The organism is Alcanivorax sp. REN37 (genome assembly GCF_041102775.1).
GTDB classification, from domain to species: domain Bacteria; phylum Pseudomonadota; class Gammaproteobacteria; order Pseudomonadales; family Alcanivoracaceae; genus Isoalcanivorax; species Isoalcanivorax beigongshangi.
Genome location: NZ_JBGCUO010000001.1, coordinates 1,240,365 through 1,255,862, shown reverse-complemented (window position 1 = coordinate 1,255,862; position 15,498 = coordinate 1,240,365). Strand labels below are relative to the sequence as shown.

The following is a 15,498-nucleotide window of genomic DNA, read 5'->3' as shown; positions in this document are numbered from 1 at the left end:
GGCTTACAGGCGCTCGATGATGGTGGCGATGCCCATGCCGCCGCCGACACACAGGGTGCACAGGCCGTAGCGCAGGTTGCGGCGTTCCAGCTCATCAAGAACGATGCCGAGGATCATGGCGCCAGTGGCACCAAGCGGGTGGCCCATGGCGATGGCGCCGCCGTTGACGTTGACCTTCTCCGCCGGCAGATCCAGATCCTTCATGAAGCGCAGCGCCACCGAGGCGAACGCTTCGTTGATTTCATAGAGGTCGATCTGCTCGGCAGTGAGGCCGGCTTTGGCCAGTGCCTTGCGCGCCGCCGGACCGGGGCCGGTGAGCATAATGGTCGGATCGGCGCCGCTGATCGCGGTGGCCACCACGCGCCCGCGCGGGGTCATGCCGTAATCCTTGCCCACCAGCTCGTTACCGATCAGCACCAGCGCAGCGCCATCGACGATGCCAGACGAGTTGCCTGCGTGGTGAACGTGGTTGATCTGCTCTACCCAGTGGTATTTCTGCAGCGCCACGGCGTCGAAGCCGCCCATCTCGCCCATCATCGCGAACGACGGTTGCAGGCCAGCGAGGGATTCCACCGTGGTACCCGGACGCACGTGCTCGTCACGATCGAGAATCACCACGCCGTTGAGGTCCTTCACCGGCACCACCGAACGATCGAAATACCCCTGCTCCCAGGCATGGGCCGCGCGACGCTGGGATTCCACCGCAAAGGCGTCCACGTCTTCGCGGCTGAAGCCTTCCAGGGTGGCGATCAGGTCAGCGCCGATGCCCTGCGGTACGAAGCCGGTCTGATAGTTGGTGCGCGGGTCCATTGCCCAGGCGCCGCCATCGGAGCCCATCGGAATGCGCGACATGGATTCCACGCCCCCGACCATCACCAGCTCATCCCAGCCGGACGCCACTTTCTGAGCACCGGTGTTGACCGCTTCCAGACCCGAGGCGCAGAACCGGTTGAGCTGATAACCGGCCACGGTATCCGGCAGACCAGCAGCCAGCGCCGTGGTCTTGGCGATGCAGGCACCCTGATCGCCCACCGGCGTCACCACGCCCAGCAGCAGGTCGTCGATGCGGTTCGGGTCCATGTTCGGGAACCGCGCCAGCAACTCGTGCACCAAGCCAACGGTGAGATCGAGCGGCTTGACGGTATGCAGGGAGCCGTCCTTCTTGCCGCGCCCACGCGGGGTGCGGATGGCATCGTAAATATAGGCTTCGGTCATGGAGAGGGTCCTTTCGCCTTCAGTCGGTGGATTGCCGGGCACCACCGCCCGGCACAGGCGGTTAACATGCCCGAGCAAACGCTTGGTCACAATGACAGGAGTGCTCAGCTGTTTTGAGCTGTTGGGTGAATGGCGGCGGCCTTTTGCAGGCCGCCGCCACCGGAGAGGAACTGCTTACCAGTGGTAAACGGCGGCGACCTGATAGGCGCGCGCGGATGGGGCGTCAGAGAAGTTACTGCTGTCGAGGCTCATGTCCGGCTTGAACACGGTGCTGTGGCTACGGCCCGCACGGCGGGTCACGTTAAGGGCCTGAGCACTAATTTCAAACTGGCGGCTGGCGGCATAACGGGCGGAGAAGTCGAGCCGGTTGAGGCTTTCTTCGCGCAGGTCACGGCGGCCACCGTCGGCCAACATCACCTTGGTGTTGTAGCTCGGGATGTAGTGGTAATGAGTGCCCAAGGTCAGGTTCATCGGCGCGATGAAGTAATCCAGTCCGACGTTGTAGAGCGCATCCGGTTGGTCGCTGAAGCGGCGCCGCTCCGAGGTCATCGGGTCTTTGACCCGCGAACGCATGAAGGTGGCGTTGCCCCAGGTGGTGAGCCCGGTGTCGCCCACCGGTACCCGCGCTTCCAGCTCAACGCCTTGAAAATAGCCTTCCGAGGCGTTGACCGGTTTCGATACCCAGCGGCCGTTGGTGTCCACTAGCATGGTTTCAATGCGGTCTTCTACATCGCGGTGGAACAGGTTGATGCCGACATGGCCGCCGAGCTGACTCAGGTAATGGTCGAGTCCCAGGTCCACGCCCCAGATCCGTTCCGGCTTCACATCTGGGTTGCCGCTCTTATCGGGCTTGGCGATGGTACCGCTCTTCTGTTCCACCAGCGTCGACAGGTCACGCAGATCAGAGCGGCGCAGGGTGCGGGCCACGCCAGCGCGAGCTTCCCACTGCGGGTGGAAGCGGTAGGCGACACTGGCCGAAGGCAACAGCTCGGTGGCGTCTTGTTTAGAGGTGCGCGCACCGACCGGCGTCGATTGGGTTTCACCGCGCTCCATGCGCAGACCGTAGTTCACCCGCAGCGCGGACTGCGGTTGCCAGGTGGATTCCGCCCAGGCGGCTAGGATGTCTTCGCGCACATCCATCTGCCGCGAGGCGTTGGGCGGGCGCGGCGCGCCATTGCGGGTTTCGGCGTTGTCTTCCTCGCGCCGCTCCTGGCTCCACAGGGTGCCCAGTTGCAGCTGGTGGCGGGCCCACTGACGGCCCACCGAAGCGCTGGCTTGATAGCGCGCCAGATCGATGCGTGCATCGCGGCGGTCGCGCTGATCGATGGCACCGCTGGCGTTATAGCGCACACCGTTGCGTTCGGTGTCTTCCTTGCCCTGCTGCAGATCCAGCTGCAGATCCAGGTCCCACACGGCTGCCAACGGCTGTTGCCACTGAACATGGGAACCCCAGAATTCCCGGATACGCTCACGGTCTTCCACGCTGCGCTCATTCACCGTGACCAGATCGGCAGCCACTTTGTCGCCCACGCTGTGGCGGTCTTCGCGGGTACGCAGGTAATAGGGCGACAGCGTCAGCTCCCTTTGGTCGAGGTTGAAGATCAGCCGTGGGGTGACATTGACTTGATCCAAGCGGCGACCATTGCGGTCTAGCGAGGCACTTTTGGGGTCACCGTTAGGGCGGTAGTCGTAGCTGTCACTGCCCTCGCCGCGGCGGTTGCGCTGCAGGTTCACCGCCAACGCATAGGACAGCCGGTCCACCTGCCCCACTTGGTTGACAGTGGTCGAGGCGATGTTGCCCTGACCTTCATGGTGGCCGAGCGAAAACTGCACGCTGCCGGCCGGCTGTTCAATGTCCCGCCGCAGCACCACGTTGATGGTGCCGGCGGCGCCTTGGCCGTCCATGCCCGCAGTGGGCGTGCGGATGATTTCCACCCTCTCTACCAGCGACACCGGGATGCGATCCAACTCGGTGCTGCGGTCCGAGCTGCCATCCAGCAACCGGCGGCCATCCACCAGCGTCTGGGTGTATTCGCGGCTGGCACCGCGCAGGCGCGGCTCGCGGGCGCGGTTGGGGTTGGGGAAACTGACACCGGCAATACGGCGCAGCGCATCGCCCAGCGCCAGATCACCGAACTGGGCTAACTGTTCGCGGCCAATCACCACTGTGGCATTGACGCTGTTCTGGCGCTGCGCGAGCGCCCGTGCTGCATCCTGAGTAATGACGTCATCGGTCACCAAGACCGGTTCCAGCGCACGCGGCGCGTCGGTGACCGGCAGGGCCTCGGCACCGGCATAACCGGCAAACAGCAACAAGCAACCCGCGGCGGGCCGCAGAGATTTGAGCTTCAACATGTGATGGTCCCCGGATGAGAAAGAAGTCTGGTTCTGCTGGGAGTCCCCTTCCCCGCAAACTGCCGGGCGATCATAGTTTCAGTGAGAATGATTATCAATTGTTTAATTGAACGGTTTTTTCACAGCCGTACTCATCGCCTGCCGCAGGTTAAAATTTACCGCCAAATGCTGCACAGACTCGGTTTGGAGCCGTTGCGGCATTGACCGCTTTCCCGCGGCCCCCTAGTGTCGCCCCATCATTGATTCTCAGGAGCGTTGGAGATGAGCGCTGTTTTCGATATCGGCACCGCGTTGTTGGCCTCCGCCAGCGAACAAGGCCGCGGCATCCAGAGTCGCAGTGGCCACAAACAGCCGGCCGAATTGTTGCGTCTGTACGACATGGAAGGCTGCCCGTTCTGTCGCCGGGTGCGCGAGGCCCTGACTGATCTGGATCTGGACGTGGAGATTTACCCGTGCCCGAAGGGTGGCAGCCGCTATCGCGAGCTGGTCGCCCGCATCGGTGGCAAGGAACAGTTCCCGTTCTTGGAAGACCCGAACACCGACGAGCTGCTGTACGAGTCCGATGACATCATCGAGTACCTGTACAGCACCTATGGCAATCGCCCCGCTCCCACCGGATTGCTCAGCCGCGCACTCAGCACCGCCGGGTCGTTCGGCGCGTCCGCCCTGCGTGCCGGTCGGGGTCTGCGCGCGCGGCACAGCCAACCGCCGGAAGAGCTGCTGGAGCTGTACAGCTTCGAAGCCAGCCCGTTTGCCCGCCGCGTGCGCGAGCTGCTGACCGAGCTGGAAATTCCCTACATCCTGCGCCAGTCCGGCCGCACCCAGGCGATGGACTGGGTACTGCCGCCACTGCGCGCACGGGTGGCACCGGATTACCGCCCAGAGCAGCGCAACCGCTTGGCGCTGTTGGAACGGGCCGGCAAGGTGGCTATTCCTTATCTGGTCGACCCTAACAGCGGCGATGAACTGTTCGAGTCGCAGGCGATCATGGATTACCTGCTCGCCCAGTACGGCGCGTGAGGCGACCTTGGCGGTCCAGATGGAGTCACGCTGATGGCATTTTCAGCAACTGAACGCACCCAACTACTGGCGCTGAAAGGCGTCGGCCCCACCGTCGTACAGCGGCTGGAGCAAATGGGGGTGGACTCGTTCGCGGCGCTGGCCGTCGCGGACGTAGACAGCCTGTTAGCCGCCGGGGCGGCGTTAACCGGCAGCAGTTGCTGGCGCAACAGCCCGCAGGCGCGTGCAGCACTCACCGCTGCGGTGGCCCGTGCTCAGCAGCCAGATCACAGCTGAGGCGCTGCCTAGGGACGACCGTCGGGCAAGAAGAAGGGCCGCATCTGCGGCCCTTTTTTCATGGCAAGTAGCATTAGCTGCCGGCGGGCGGCGGCTTCGGATCGTTGCCGTGCTCTTCGAGCCATTCTTCCACCCGCTCTTCCAGCAACTCCTCAACCCGCTCTTCCAGCGCTTCCTCAACCCGTTCCTCTAGCGCTTCTTCAACGCGCTGCTCAACCAAGTCTTCGGTTTCCATCACCAGGATTTCGAGCTTGTCAGCCAGATCCCAGTCACTCGGCTCGGTGCCGCTGTTGGCGTCAAAGTCCTCGTTGCGGGGATCGATTTCCGCCATCAAGGGTGACGACACCGGTGTCACCGCCACGTAAGCGCCCTGCTCGTCCAGCGGCACGGTATCGCTGGCACGGAAACGGATTTGAATCAGCCCGGCCGCAAACACCAGTGCCGCGGCCAAGAACACAAACAGGCTGGCATTGCCGAGCCCCTGCATCGCCGCCGCGGCCACCAGTGGCCCGACCATGGTGCCGATGCCGAAGGTGCGCAGCATCGCGGCACACGCCGCCACCATCTGACTGCTGTCTACCTGGTCGGTGGTCAACGCAACGCTCATCGGGTACATCGCGGTGGAGAGCGCATAGAACACGCCAGAGAAAGCAAACAGGGCCACCATCGACACCGGACCCAGCAATGCCGTACCGAGCGCCGCCAATGCCGCAATCAGTTGCAGCCCGACCACCACCGGCAAACGCCCGAGCCGGTCAGACAGCCAGCCCGCAGGCCACTGCACAAAAATGGCGCACAGCACACTGAAGCCCATGTAGCCGGATACCTGCGCCACGCTGAGGCCGTAATCCAGCGCATACACCGGTGCCAGACCCAGGAAACAACCGAGCGCGATACCAGAGGCCAAGGCACCGGTGGTGCCGGCCGGCGCCTGCCGCACCAGTCGCCGCCAACTCAAGCCTTCGGCGTCAGTGGGGGTACTGGGAATCAGGCTCTGGGTCAGCGCCAGCGGCACCAGCGACAGCACAATCAGCATTGCTACGCCGGAATAGAGGATGAAATCACTGGGATTGCCAAGTCCGACCAGCAACTGGCCGACCCCGAACGCCGCGTAGTAGTTAACGGTGTAAACACCGAGCAACTTGCCGCGGGTTTCGTTGGTGGCACGATCGTGGATCCAGCTTTCGGTCACCGTCAGCAGGCCTGCAACGCAGAAACCGAACACGAACCGCATTGCCAGCCAGGCCACATGATCGAGCACGATCGGGTGAGCCAGGATGGCCGCGCACGCCAGCGCCGCGTACACCGCGAAGGCGCGGATATGACCGACCTTGCGGATCACCACCACGCCGCGCATGGCGCCCAGGATGAAGCCGGCGGAATAGAACGCCATCATCAGGCCGAGCATCAGCTGGGACGCGCCGTCCAGTCCCAGCCGCAGCGCGATGAGGGTACCGAGCATGGCAGTGCCGCCCTGCAACAGCGCGAGGCTGACGAACAGGGCCACTACCGAAGTCAACATGGCTTTCATGGGCGCAAAGTCTAGCGAACTTGCCCTGTGCCCGCGAACGGTCAGGGAAAAACCCGGTAAAACCGGCCCCAATCAGCTCGGCAGGCCGAGCCGACGCCCCTCCATGCGGCGTAGGAATTCGAGCATGATCTGGCGATAGAGATCATCACCCAGCCACTTGTCTTCCACCCCACTGTCGACGTTGGGGTTATCGTTCACCTCCACCACCACCACCCGGTCGCCGCTTTGCTTGAGGTCGACCCCGTACAGCCCGTTGCCCATCAGCCGCGCCGCCTTGAGCGCCGTGCGCAGCACCTTGGCCGGCACTTCCTGTACTGCCAGCGTGCGGGCGCGCCCGGCTTGGGTTTTGCCACCGGCATGGTTATAGATCTGCCAATGCCCTTTACTCATGAAATACTGGCAGGCGAACAACGGACGGTTGTTGAGAATACCAACCCGCCAATCGAAGTCGGTGTACATAAACTCCTGTGCCAGTACCACCGCGCTCTGCTTGAAGTACTCCACCAGCGCCTTGTCCAGCGCCTCGACGCTGTCGGCTTTGCTAATGCCGCGCGAGAAACTGCCGTCGGGGATCTTCAGCACCACCGGCAAGCCCAGCTCTTCTACCAGCGCCGCCGCATCATGGCGGTTGTCGCGGAACAGGAAGCGGGTTTTCGGCACCGCCACCTGGTGCGCCTGCATCAGCTCGGCGAAGTAGATCTTGTTGGTGCAGCGCAGAATGCTGCCGGGATCGTCCATCACCACCATGCCCTCCTGCTCGGCCTTGCGGGCGAACTGGTAGGTATGGTCACCGAGCGCTGTAGTCTCACGGATGAACAGCGCATCGTATTCCGCCAAGCGTGGATAATCGGCGCGTCCGATCGGCTCCACGTTAATGCCCAGCTCGGCGCCGGCGCGGATGAACTTGCGCAGCGCCACTTTATCGCTGGGCGGCAATTTCTCGTCCGGATTGACCAGCATCGCCAGGTCATACCGGTACTTGCGCCGGGTGCTGGACTTGCGCCACACCTTGGCATTGAACTGTTCCAGCGCGGCGGCGAACGCATCCTCTTCCTTGCCTTTCAGTTGGTGCAAGCTGGTGGCCTTCACCGACTCCACCGCCCAATGGTCGCGCCGGCGGAACTCCACCTGCAGGATCGGGCACGGCATTTGGTCGAACAGCTGGCGCGCAAGCTCTTCCAACCCCGCTTGCTCGGTGTGGCCAAAGAACACTTTCACCGTCAGCCGATCGCCGTCTTGGCGGCGCTTCTTCATCGCCTTATCGAGCGTCGCTTCCAGCGACTCCAGGTGCAGTCCGTAGAGTGCTTTGCGCGACAAATCGTTGACCGTGCGCACCGACGGGATCACCCGGTGACCGCGCCCTTCGGCCAACAGCGAGCAGTAATAGCCGGGGCTCAGATAGCGGTAACTGCGGCACAGGTTAATCACCTGTACCCGGCCACTGCCAAACTGGGTGTTGCTGTCGAGGTACTGCTGGGCGGTCATCAGGTGGCGGGCAGGCAGATAAGCCGCCCAGTCGCGGGGGTCTTCAACGATCAGAATGACGGGAGTCATGGCGCTCCTTGCTGGCACCGTGGGGGATCGAATCCTCGCATTCTGGTGCAAGCGGAGCGCCTTCACCAGTGGCTTTACAAGCGTCCGCCGACACAGATGTAAAACAGCCGCACGGCGGCCCTTATGCCTCTCTGCATTGGCGCCAACGCGAGACCTAGATCCCGCTTCCGCGCGCCCCTGCTGGCCTCCTTCAGCGCCTTGCCTGATACTGGCGAGCTGTAAAAAAGAGGAATCCCCATGTGTCGATGCCCTGTCCGCTCGGTGCCTGCCGCCGGCGTGTGCTGCTGCCCCCTGGTGTGCCGGTGATCCGCGCGCTGCTGCTGGGGCTAGGGCTCGGCTGCGCCATGGCCGCCGGAGCCGGCGAGCACCAGCTACAGGTCACCGCGTCGGCTTACAACTCACTGCCAGGCCAGGGCCAGGGCGATGTCAGCGTGGGGGCCTGGGGCGACCGGCTGCGGCCGGGGATGCGCGCCATTGCCGTGTCCCGCGATCTGCTCGACATGGGCCTGAGCCACCGCAGCCGTGTCACCATTGATGGCTTGCCGGGTGAGTACTTGGTGCTCGACAAAATGCATCCGCGCTGGCGCAAGAAAATCGACGTTTACCACGGCACTGATTTACAGGCCGCCCGTCGCTGGGGAGTGCGTACGGTCACCATCCGCTGGCGTGATGCGCCGCAAAACGCGCCACGGCGCTGAGCGGAAAGCAGAAACAAAAATGCCCGCATCAGCGGGCATTTTCATATATGGCGGTGAGGGAGGGATTCGAACCCTCGATACGGTTTAACGTATACTCCCTTAGCAGGGGAGCGCCTTCAGCCACTCGGCCACCTCACCTGAAACTCGCACCGGCCTCTACTATTTCCGCCGGCTGCAATCTGAATTTCAGACCGCGCGCATCATACCATCTTGTTGCTGAATTCCCAGCGTTGATTGAACTGTTTGCTGAAAAATCAGACAGCTGAGCCTTCGCCCGCCTTCTCGTGCTGGATGCGCTGGTAGATTTCTTCGCGGTGTACGGCCACTTCCTTGGGGGCGTTGACGCCGATGCGTACCTGGTTGCCTTTGACGCCGAGCACAGTCACGGTGACATCGTCGCCAACCATCAGGGTTTCGCCTACTCGCCGGGTAAGAATGAGCATGGGTGGTCCCTCCTGGGTCCTTTGGGTGTCAATGAGCGCAATGTGTCCGCGCCAAGTGAGGCAGCTCCGGAGGAGATCCTTGCTCCGGGCTTGCCTGCCTCTGCTAGGCACGCAGGAAGGGATTATGCAGGATACCGGGTGGAATGTCTTGCCGCGGTACCCTGAAAATCCACCCTCACTCAGTCCTCTGCCGGCGCGTCCAAACCGAAGGCGCTGTGCAGCGCACGCACCGCCAGTTCCAGGTATTTCTCAGCGATCACCACCGAAATTTTGATCTCCGAAGTGGAGATCATTTCGATGTTGATGCCCTCCTCGGCCAGCGCACCGAACATTTTGCTGGCCACACCAGCGTGTGAGCGCATGCCGACTCCGACCAGAGAGATCTTGGCGATCTTGTCGTCGGCAATCAGCTCCGGATTGCCGAGGTTGGCAGATTCCGCTTCCAGCGCTTGGCGGGCACGCTTCACGTCGTTGCGGTTGACGGTGAAGGTGAAGTCGGCGGCGCCATCTTTGCCAACGTTCTGCACGATCATGTCCACTTCGATATTGGCAGCGCCCACCGGGCCCAAGATCTTGTAGGCAATGCCCGGGGTATCCGGCGCGCCGCGCACAATGATCTTGGCTTCATCACGGCTGAACGCGATCCCGGAGATGACCGGCTGTTCCATATCTACCTCGTCGTCGACGGTTATGAGGGTGCCGGGGCCGTCCTTGAAGCTGTGCAGGACACGCAGCGGCACACTGTATTTTCCGGCGAACTCCACCGCCCGGATCTGCAGCACCTTGGAGCCGAGACTGGCGAGTTCGAGCATTTCTTCGAAAGTCACTTTTTCCAGCCGCTGGGCGCGCGGCACCACACGCGGATCGGTGGTGTAAACACCGTCCACGTCGGTATAGATCTGGCACTCATCGGCTTTCAGCGCCGCCGCTAGCGCCACTGCGGTGGTGTCACTGCCGCCGCGGCCAAGGGTGGTAATGCTGCCGTCGTGATCGACACCTTGGAAGCCAGCCACCACCACAATGCGACCAGCATCCAGATCGGCGCGTACACGGGCGTCGTCGATGGCTTCAATGCGGGCTTTCATGTGGCTGTGGTCAGTGAGGATGCGCACTTGGCCGCCGGTGTAGGAACGGGCCGGCACACCCATGTTCTCCAGCGCCATGCACAGCAGCGCGATGGTGCACTGCTCGCCGGTGGACAACAGCACGTCCATTTCACGCGGAGACGGTTCGTCGGCAATCTCTTTCGCCAGCGCGATCAGGCGGTTGGTTTCACCGCTCATGGCGGACACCACCACCACCACCTGATTGCCTTCGGCTTGGAAGCGCGCCACCTTCTCGGCGACGGCTTGGATCCGTTCGACGCTACCCACCGAGGTACCGCCGTATTTTTGTACGATGAGGGCCATATCGGGACGTCTGTCTGCAGTTGAAAAAAGGCGCAACACTCTACCATCTGTGTGCGCCGGATGCATGGCAGAGCGCGCAGCCAAGGCTGCGCTCTCTGTGAAAATCAGCGCTCGGCGATCCAGCCGTCAACACTTGCCAGCGCGGCCGGCAAACCGGCCACATCGGTACCGCCGCCCTGCGCCATGTCAGCGCGGCCGCCACCTTTGCCGCCCAGTTGAGTCGCCACATGGCGCACCAGCTCGCCGGCCGGGAAACGCGCGCTCAAATCAGCCGTGGTACCGGCCACCAACGCCACTTTGTCGCCATCCACGGCAGCGAGGATTACCACCGCAGAGCCGAGTCGATCTTTGAGGCCATCCACCGCGGTGCGCAAGGTCTTGGCATCAGCACCATCGAGTGCGGCGGCCAGATAATTGACGCCGTCATGTTGCTTCACTTGGCTGGACAAATCGCCGCCGGAGCCAGATGCCAGCTTCTGCTTGAGCCGGTCAATGTCCTTTTCCAGTTCACGTACCCGCGCCACCACTTGTTCGACACGGGCCGGTGCCTGCTCGGCGGAAACCTTGAGCGCCCCCGCTACGCGACCGAGCGCCCCCTGCAAGCCGGACACAAAAGCCAATGCCTGAGCACCGGTAACCGCCTCGATGCGGCGCACCCCGGCGGCGGAGGCGCCTTCGGAGGTGATCTTGAACAAACCGATATCGCCGGTGCGGGCCACGTGGGTGCCGCCACACAGCTCTTTCGAGAAACCGTCCGCGCCCATGGTCAGTACCCGCACCTGGTCGTCGTACTTCTCGCCGAACAGTGCCATGGCGCCGGCGGCGCGGGCGCTGTCGATGTCCATCAGCTCGGTGCTGACCGGCTGGTTGGCCAGCACTTCAGCATTCACCAACGCCTCGATCTCGGCGATCTGCTCAGCGGTCACCGCTTCGCCGTGGGAGAAGTCGAAGCGCAGATAGTCCGGCCCCACCAGTGAACCTTTCTGGCTAACGTGCTCACCCAGTACCTGCCGCAGCGCAGCGTGCATCAAGTGGGTGGCAGAGTGGTGACGCATAATGGCGTTGCGGCGTGCGGTGTCCACCGCCGCACCCACCCGCTCGCCGACCCGCAGCGTGCCTTCGCTGACGCGGCCGTGGTGGACGTGGGCTTGCTGACGCTTGCGGGTATCACTGACCTCGAAGCGACCGGCATTGCTGAGCAACACACCGGTATCGCCCACCTGGCCACCGGATTCGGCATAGAACGGAGTGCGGTTGAGCACCACCAGACCGTCCTCACCGACCGCCAAGCTGTCCACCGCTTCACCGTCACGGTACAACGCCACGATCTCGCCTTGGTCATCGAGCAACTGGTAACCGGAGAAGTCAGTGGCGGCATCAATGTTGAGGCGGTCGCTGTAATCGTTGGCGAAGGCATCGGCGCCACGGGCGCGCTCGCGCTGGGCCGCCATCGCCGTTTCGAAACCGTCCATGTCCACCGTCAGGCCGCGCTCGCGGGCCACGTCGGCGGTCAGGTCCGGCGGGAAACCATGGGTGTCATAGAGGGTGAACACCAGGTTGCCGGGCAGTTCGGTGCCGGACAGCTGGCCCATGGCCTGCTCCAGCACCCGCATACCCTGTGCCAAGGTACGGCCAAATTGCTCTTCTTCCGCCCGCAGCGCTTTTTCGATGCGTGCCTGCTGACTAAGCAGCTCGGGGTACGCATCACCCATCTGCTCCGCCAGCGGGGCTACCAGCTTGTGGAAAAACGGCTGCTCGCAGCCGAGCATGTGTCCGTGGCGCAGCGCCCGGCGGATGATACGGCGCAGCACATAGCCACGCCCCTCATTGGACGGGATCACGCCATCGGCAATCAGGAAGCTGGCCGAACGGATGTGGTCGGCAATCACCCGCAGCGATTTCGCCTCCAGATCAGTGGTACCGGTGGCCGCCGCAGCGGCCCTCAGCAGCGCCTGGAACAGATCAATTTCGTAGTTGGAATGGACGCCCTGCATCACCGCAGAGATTCGCTCCAGCCCCATGCCGGTATCCACCGACGGCTTCGGCAGCGGCACCAGGGTGCCGTCCGGCTGGCGGTCATACTGCATGAACACCAGGTTCCAGATTTCGATATAGCGATCGAGATCATCACCAGGAGAACCGGGCGGGCCACCGGGCACGTGCTCGCCATGGTCATAGAACAGTTCGCTGCATGGGCCACAGGGCCCGGTATCGCCCATTTGCCAGAAGTTGTCTTCATCCAGCCGCGAGAAACGCGCCGGATCAATGCCCATTTCGTTGATCCAGATGTCCGCCGCTTCATCGTCGGAGATATGCACGGTCACCCACAGTTTTTCCGGCGGCAGCTTCATCTCAACGGTGAGGAATTCCCACGCAAAGCGGATTGCTTCACGCTTGAAGTAATCACCGAAGCTGAAGTTGCCCAGCATCTCGAAGAAGGTGTGGTGACGGGCGGTGTAACCGACGTTCTCCAGATCGTTGTGTTTGCCGCCGGCACGCACGCAGCGCTGGCTGCTGGTGGCGCGGGTGTAGGCTCGGGACTCACGGCCGAGGAACAGATCCTTGAACTGGTTCATGCCTGCGTTGGTGAACAGCAGGGTGGGATCGTTCTCGGGCACCAGAGAACTGGACGGCACAACGGCGTGTCCCTGACGGGCAAAATAATCAAGGAAAGCCTGGCGAATTTCGGCGCTCTTCATAAGTCTCGCTGCATGGGTCGCGGTAGGACGGAAGGGCAGCAGTATAGCGGGGTCACCATAGCGGCGCCATGCGGGGCCACACCGCCGCCACGGGGAAAATCAGAGTGTGCGCTGCAGCGTTCCCTGCAGCGGCGGCCATTAGTCGTCGTCGCTGCCGGCATCCAGCGCGTGGAAGCACTGATCGGCTGTGAAGCCGCGGTACTGCAGGAAGCGCAACCGTTTGGCGCGCTCGCGGGGATCGGCTGGTGCCGGGCCGCTGAAGCGGCGGCGACTGCATTGACGCGCTTGCTCGAACCAATCCACGTCAGCCTCAGCCAACGCCGTCTCAATCAGCTCTGCGGACAGCCCTTCCTGCTGCATCGACTGACGCACCCGCATCGGCCCATGGCCACGCTCCAGCCGGCTGCGCAAAAACATGCCCGCATAGCGGGCATCGTCAATAAAGCGCTGGGCTTCGAGCCAATCGAGCAGCTGGTCGAGGTCGTCACCGGCACCGTAGCGCTGCGCCAAGCGGTCATGTAGGTCACGGCGGGCATAATCCCGCCGTGCCAGCATGGCCAGAGCGCTGCGCTTCAGCTCCGCCGGACGCTCGGCCGGCTCCAGCTCAATCTTCTTCTTGGGCCTCAAGATCCACCTCACCTGCGGCACCGGCCGGCGCCACCGGAGTCAGCAACTGGGCGCGGATCTGCTTCTCGAGGGTGCCGGCAATGTCCGGGTTTTGGCTCAGGTAGTCACAGGCGTTCTGTTTACCCTGCCCGATCTTGTCGCCTTGGTAGGAGTACCAAGCGCCGGCCTTGTCGATCAGGCCAAGCTGCACGCCCATGTCCAGCACCTCACCGAGATTGTTGATGCCGGTGCCGTATAGGATCTGGAATTCCGCTTGACGGAACGGCGGCGCCACCTTGTTCTTCACCACTTTAACGCGGGTTTCGCTGCCGGTGATCTCATCGCCCTGCTTTACCGAGCCGATGCGGCGGATATCGAGCCGCACCGAGGAGTAGAACTTGAGCGCGTTACCGCCGGTGGTGGTTTCCGGGTTGCCGAACATCACACCGATCTTCATGCGGATCTGGTTGATGAAGATCACCAGACAGTTGGCATTCTTCACCGAGCCGGTGATCTTACGCAGCGCCTGGCTCATCAGACGGGCCTGCACGCCGACGTGGTGGTCCCCCATCTCGCCTTCGATTTCAGCCTTCGGCACCAAGGCCGCCACCGAGTCGACAATGACCACGTCCACCGCACCGGAGCGCACCAGCATGTCGGTGATTTCAAGCGCCTGTTCGCCGGTGTCCGGCTGCGACACGATCAGGTCATCAACATTGACGCCCAGTTTCTCGGCGTAGTCGGGGTCCAGAGCGTGCTCGGCATCAACGAAAGCACAGTTGGCACCGTGCTTCTGCGCTTGTGCGATAACGGACAGCGTCAGCGTGGTTTTACCGGAGGATTCCGGACCGTAGATTTCCACGATCCGCCCCTTGGGCAGACCGCCGATACCGAGGGCTACATCCAGCCCGAGCGAGCCGGTGGAAATGGCAGGAATGGGCTCACGCTTGTGATCGCCCATGCGCATGACCGAGCCCTTGCCGAATTGCCGCTCGATCTGCGCCAGCGCAGCCTTCAGGGCCTTGCTTTTGTTGTCGTCCATTTCTGAGTTCCTCAGCATCAATGTCAGGGTGTGACCAGTGTCCATAAGACCACTGTCAATAAGGACAGCATTATGCGCAGGGGCGACAGCCGGTGCAACCCCCGGGCAGGATGATTCACGCAGTGCTCAGGCGAGCCAACACACCCGCCAGCGCAGCTTGCACCGCGGCGGCCCGCACGGCCGCCCGATCGCCGGCGAAACGGAAGCGCTGTGCTTCGCTGGGGCGTCCCTCGAAGGCCCACGCCAGCCAGACGGTGCCGACCGGTTTGCCTGCACTGCCGCCATCAGGCCCGGCGATGCCGGACACCGACACCGCACACTGTGCACCGCTGGCTTTGCGGGCACCTTCGGCCATTTCAAGCACCACCGCTTCGCTCACCGCACCATGGGTCGCCAATGTCGTCGCGGCCACCCCCAGCAACGCCTGCTTGGCGTCATTGGAATAGGTGACGAAGCCGCGGTCGAACCACGCGGAACTGCCGGGGATGTCGGTGATCGCAGCCGCAATACCGCCGCCGGTACAAGATTCCGCAGTGGTCATCATCCAGCCGCGCGCCGCCAGCGCTATGCCGACCTGCCGTGCCTGTTCCATACCCACGTTCCCCGGTTGCCTATGAGGCACCGAGTGTAGGCATCGACAGGGCTGCCGT

Annotated in this window: 13 protein-coding genes and 1 tRNA gene; 3 read left to right on the top strand and 11 right to left on the bottom strand. The window is 63.0% G+C overall.

All coding sequences use genetic code 11. From position 1 onward, the window contains the following. Window positions 1-3 precede the first annotated feature (3 nt). Entirely contained in the window at window positions 4-1,215 is a 1,212-nt protein-coding gene (locus AB5I84_RS05635; protein ID WP_369454878.1) for an acetyl-CoA C-acetyltransferase, read from the bottom strand. 174 nt (window positions 1,216-1,389) lie between these two features. Next, window positions 1,390-3,570, bottom strand: a complete 2,181-nt coding sequence (locus AB5I84_RS05630) for a TonB-dependent receptor plug domain-containing protein (protein ID WP_369454877.1) — start codon at window positions 3,568-3,570, stop codon at window positions 1,390-1,392. 261 nt (window positions 3,571-3,831) lie between these two features. Here AB5I84_RS05630 and AB5I84_RS05625 point away from each other — a divergent pair, with 261 nt between their 5' ends. Together AB5I84_RS05625 and AB5I84_RS05620 are read left to right on the top strand one after the other, a co-directional pair. Then, window positions 3,832-4,590: a glutathione S-transferase N-terminal domain-containing protein gene (locus AB5I84_RS05625; protein ID WP_369454876.1), complete on the top strand. Its 759-nt coding sequence runs from the start codon at window positions 3,832-3,834 to the stop codon at window positions 4,588-4,590. Window positions 4,591-4,623: 33 nt separating this feature from the next. Beyond that, window positions 4,624-4,866, top strand: a complete 243-nt coding sequence (locus tag AB5I84_RS05620; RefSeq protein ID WP_369454875.1) for a helix-hairpin-helix domain-containing protein — start codon at window positions 4,624-4,626, stop codon at window positions 4,864-4,866. 73 nt (window positions 4,867-4,939) lie between these two features. Here the strand turns inward: AB5I84_RS05620 and AB5I84_RS05615 are convergent, their stop codons facing one another. Beyond that, the gene (locus tag AB5I84_RS05615) at window positions 4,940-6,397 is read right to left on the bottom strand and encodes an MFS transporter (RefSeq protein ID WP_369454874.1); all 1,458 of its coding nucleotides are present in this window, start codon (window positions 6,395-6,397) and stop codon (window positions 4,940-4,942) included. Window positions 6,398-6,469: 72 nt separating this feature from the next. Further along, a complete protein-coding gene (locus AB5I84_RS05610) occupies window positions 6,470-7,951 on the bottom strand; it encodes a RimK family ATP-grasp domain-containing protein (protein ID WP_369454873.1) in 1,482 nt (493 codons plus the stop codon). Between the two features lie 245 nt (window positions 7,952-8,196). Here AB5I84_RS05610 and AB5I84_RS05605 point away from each other — a divergent pair, with 245 nt between their 5' ends. Then, window positions 8,197-8,649, top strand: coding sequence for a 3D domain-containing protein (locus tag AB5I84_RS05605; protein WP_369456066.1), 453 nt, complete (start codon window positions 8,197-8,199; stop codon window positions 8,647-8,649). Window positions 8,650-8,697: 48 nt separating this feature from the next. Here the strand turns inward: AB5I84_RS05605 and AB5I84_RS05600 are convergent. From AB5I84_RS05600 to AB5I84_RS05570, 7 genes are all read right to left on the bottom strand, one after another. Next, window positions 8,698-8,787, bottom strand: a tRNA-Ser gene (locus tag AB5I84_RS05600). Between the two features lie 116 nt (window positions 8,788-8,903). Next, window positions 8,904-9,092, bottom strand: coding sequence for a carbon storage regulator CsrA (csrA, locus tag AB5I84_RS05595; RefSeq protein WP_369454872.1), 189 nt, complete (start codon window positions 9,090-9,092; stop codon window positions 8,904-8,906). Window positions 9,093-9,271: 179 nt separating this feature from the next. Further along, on the bottom strand, window positions 9,272-10,501 hold the full coding sequence (locus AB5I84_RS05590; RefSeq protein WP_369454871.1) for an aspartate kinase: 1,230 nt from the start codon (window positions 10,499-10,501) through the stop codon (window positions 9,272-9,274). A gap of 104 nt (window positions 10,502-10,605) precedes the next feature. Beyond that, window positions 10,606-13,200, bottom strand: coding sequence for an alanine--tRNA ligase (gene alaS, locus AB5I84_RS05585; RefSeq protein WP_369454870.1), 2,595 nt, complete (start codon window positions 13,198-13,200; stop codon window positions 10,606-10,608). Window positions 13,201-13,338: 138 nt separating this feature from the next. Beyond that, window positions 13,339-13,827 carry a regulatory protein RecX gene (locus AB5I84_RS05580; protein ID WP_369454869.1) on the bottom strand — a complete coding sequence of 163 codons (489 nt, stop codon included), beginning with the start codon at window positions 13,825-13,827 and terminating at the stop codon, window positions 13,339-13,341. After that, on the bottom strand, window positions 13,805-14,848 hold the full coding sequence (gene recA / locus AB5I84_RS05575) for a recombinase RecA (RefSeq protein ID WP_369454868.1): 1,044 nt from the start codon (window positions 14,846-14,848) through the stop codon (window positions 13,805-13,807). Before recA ends, AB5I84_RS05580 begins: the two co-directional genes overlap by 23 nt. Window positions 14,849-14,963: 115 nt before the next feature. Then, complete coding sequence (locus AB5I84_RS05570) at window positions 14,964-15,440, bottom strand: CinA family protein (RefSeq protein ID WP_369454867.1); 477 nt, start codon at window positions 15,438-15,440, stop codon at window positions 14,964-14,966. Window positions 15,441-15,498 lie beyond the last annotated feature (58 nt).

Coding starts and splice junctions, on each gene's coding strand:
- AB5I84_RS05590 (WP_369454871.1), bottom strand. CDS start 10,501: ATGGCCCTCATCGTACAAAAATACGGCGGTACCTCGGTGGGTAGCGTC.
- AB5I84_RS05615 (WP_369454874.1), bottom strand. CDS start 6,397: ATGAAAGCCATGTTGACTTCGGTAGTGGCCCTGTTCGTCAGCCTCGCG.
- alaS (WP_369454870.1), bottom strand. CDS start 13,200: ATGAAGAGCGCCGAAATTCGCCAGGCTTTCCTTGATTATTTTGCCCGT.
- recA (WP_369454868.1), bottom strand. CDS start 14,848: ATGGACGACAACAAAAGCAAGGCCCTGAAGGCTGCGCTGGCGCAGATC.
- AB5I84_RS05635 (WP_369454878.1), bottom strand. CDS start 1,215: ATGACCGAAGCCTATATTTACGATGCCATCCGCACCCCGCGTGGGCGC.
- AB5I84_RS05630 (WP_369454877.1), bottom strand. CDS start 3,570: ATGTTGAAGCTCAAATCTCTGCGGCCCGCCGCGGGTTGCTTGTTGCTG.
- csrA (WP_369454872.1), bottom strand. CDS start 9,092: ATGCTCATTCTTACCCGGCGAGTAGGCGAAACCCTGATGGTTGGCGAC.
- AB5I84_RS05620 (WP_369454875.1), top strand. CDS start 4,624: ATGGCATTTTCAGCAACTGAACGCACCCAACTACTGGCGCTGAAAGGC.
- AB5I84_RS05570 (WP_369454867.1), bottom strand. CDS start 15,440: ATGGAACAGGCACGGCAGGTCGGCATAGCGCTGGCGGCGCGCGGCTGG.
- AB5I84_RS05625 (WP_369454876.1), top strand. CDS start 3,832: ATGAGCGCTGTTTTCGATATCGGCACCGCGTTGTTGGCCTCCGCCAGC.
- AB5I84_RS05605 (WP_369456066.1), top strand. CDS start 8,197: ATGCCCTGTCCGCTCGGTGCCTGCCGCCGGCGTGTGCTGCTGCCCCCT.
- AB5I84_RS05610 (WP_369454873.1), bottom strand. CDS start 7,951: ATGACTCCCGTCATTCTGATCGTTGAAGACCCCCGCGACTGGGCGGCT.